Origin of the sequence: Pseudomonas sp. NPDC089530 (genome assembly GCF_050280705.1) — a bacterium.
In the GTDB taxonomy this organism is placed as follows: Bacteria; Pseudomonadota; Gammaproteobacteria; order Pseudomonadales; family Pseudomonadaceae; genus Aquipseudomonas.
This window is the reverse complement of sequence record NZ_JBNNVU010000112.1, coordinates 1-1,591: the sequence shown is the minus strand read 5'-3', so window position 1 is coordinate 1,591 and position 1,591 is coordinate 1. Positions and strand designations below refer to the sequence as shown.

General features: G+C 57.6%; 1 protein-coding gene and 3 pseudogenes. 1 reads left to right on the top strand and 3 read right to left on the bottom strand.

Translation table 11 applies throughout. The features are described from left to right. On the bottom strand, window positions 1-752 hold a 752-nt coding region (tsf, locus tag ACQKQA_RS26835; protein WP_427564144.1), incomplete at its 3' end, for a translation elongation factor Ts. A 204-nt stretch (window positions 753-956) separates the two neighbouring features. Next, window positions 957-1,226: pseudogene (rpsB, locus tag ACQKQA_RS26830) on the bottom strand (30S ribosomal protein S2); the annotation flags it as partial. On the opposite strand from rpsB, the pseudogene purH reads away from it, so the two are divergent. Continuing rightward, a pseudogene (gene purH, locus ACQKQA_RS26825) lies at window positions 1,224-1,496 on the top strand (bifunctional phosphoribosylaminoimidazolecarboxamide formyltransferase/IMP cyclohydrolase); the annotation flags it as partial. The pseudogenes rpsB and purH overlap by 3 nt on opposite strands. Here purH and ACQKQA_RS26820 read toward each other — a convergent pair. Further along, window positions 1,496-1,591 (bottom strand): annotated as a pseudogene (locus tag ACQKQA_RS26820) (hypothetical protein); the annotation flags it as partial. The pseudogenes purH and ACQKQA_RS26820 sit on opposite strands and share 1 nt — an antisense overlap.

Below are 1,591 nucleotides of genomic sequence, written 5' to 3'. Positions count from 1 at the left end.
CCTTTCTTGGCCAGCTCGCCAACCTTGATTTCAGGGTTCTTGACGAACGCCTGCTCAACCAGGCTCGCTTCAGCCAGGAACTTGGCGATACGGCCTTTGACCATGTTTTCAACGATGTTTTCAGGCTTGCCTTTGATCTTGTCTTCGTTCAGCTGCATGAACACGGCTTTCTCGCGCTCGATGGCTTCAGCGGAAACCTGCGAAGGCAGCAGGAACTCAGGGTTGCTTGCCGCTACGTGCATCGCGATGTCTTTGGCCAGCTCGACGTCGCCGCCTTTCAGAGCGACCACAACACCGATCTTGTTGCCGTGCAGGTACGAACCAACAACGTCACCTTCGATACGGGTCAGACGACGGATGTTGACGTTCTCGCCTACTTTGGCAACCAGTGCTTCACGAGCGGCTTCTTGCGAAGCGATCAGTGGAGCGGCGTCGGTCAGCTTGTCAGCGAACGCTTTTTCAACGCTGGCAGCCACGAAGTTCTTGAAGTCGTCCTGCAGAGCCAGGAAGTCGGTCTGCGAGTTCACTTCCAGGATCACGGCGGACTTGTCGTCGGCCTTGATGGCGATAGCGCCTTCAGCGGCAACGTTGCCAGCCTTCTTGGCAGCTTTGATCGCGCCCGAGGCACGCATGTCATCAATGGCTTTTTCGATGTCGCCGCCAGCCTTGGTCAAGGCTTTTTTGCAGTCCATCATGCCTTCGCCGGTACGCTCGCGCAGTTCTTTAACCAACGCTGCAGTAATCTCTGCCATTTTCAAATTCCTCTTGGATAGGTTTTCAACCATTCCACCCGACTGAACGGGCGATCAATTCTTGAGCTCCGCGCTCGAAAACCCTTGATAGCCGCCACACATGACAAGAACTGCAGGGGCGCCATCGATAAACGATTTTCGAGGTGGCAAAAAGGGGGCCTAGCCCCCTTTTTGCGTACTGAGTAAACGCTAAGCGTCAGTTACTCAGGCTTCAGCTGCCGGCGCTTGAGCGTCTTCAGCGAATACTTCGGTGCCGCCAGCAACGTTGTTGCGGCCACGGATCACGGCGTCAGCCATCGAACCCATGTACAGCTGAATGGCGCGGATGGCGTCATCGTTACCTGGGATGATGTAGTCAACGCCTTCCGGGCTGCTGTTGGTATCGACAACGCCGATGACCGGGATGCCCAGCTTGTTGGCTTCGGTGATTGCGATGCGCTCGTGGTCAACGTCGATCACGAACAGCGCGTCAGGCCCAAGAACCACAAGGACGTGGCCATCGTGGTCAACGCCAGCGACTACGCCAGCGTCCTGGAAAACCTCAAGGCCGGCGGCCTGACCTACGCCCAGCGTTTCGACCTGATGCTCAAGGCCTTCGAACATACCGCGGCCTATGACGGCATGATCGCCAACTACATGGGTACCGTGAACCAGAGCGCCGAGACCCTGTCGACCGAAGGCCGCAGCGAATTCCCGCGCACCTTCAACAGCCAGTTCATCAAGGCCCAGGAAATGCGCTACGGCGCCAGCAGTTCGAGGTTCTGTTCGATGCGGTCGGCGATCTTCAGCAGAATCAGCGAGCGGGCCTGTGCCGAAGTGGCACCCCAGGCATCGGCGGC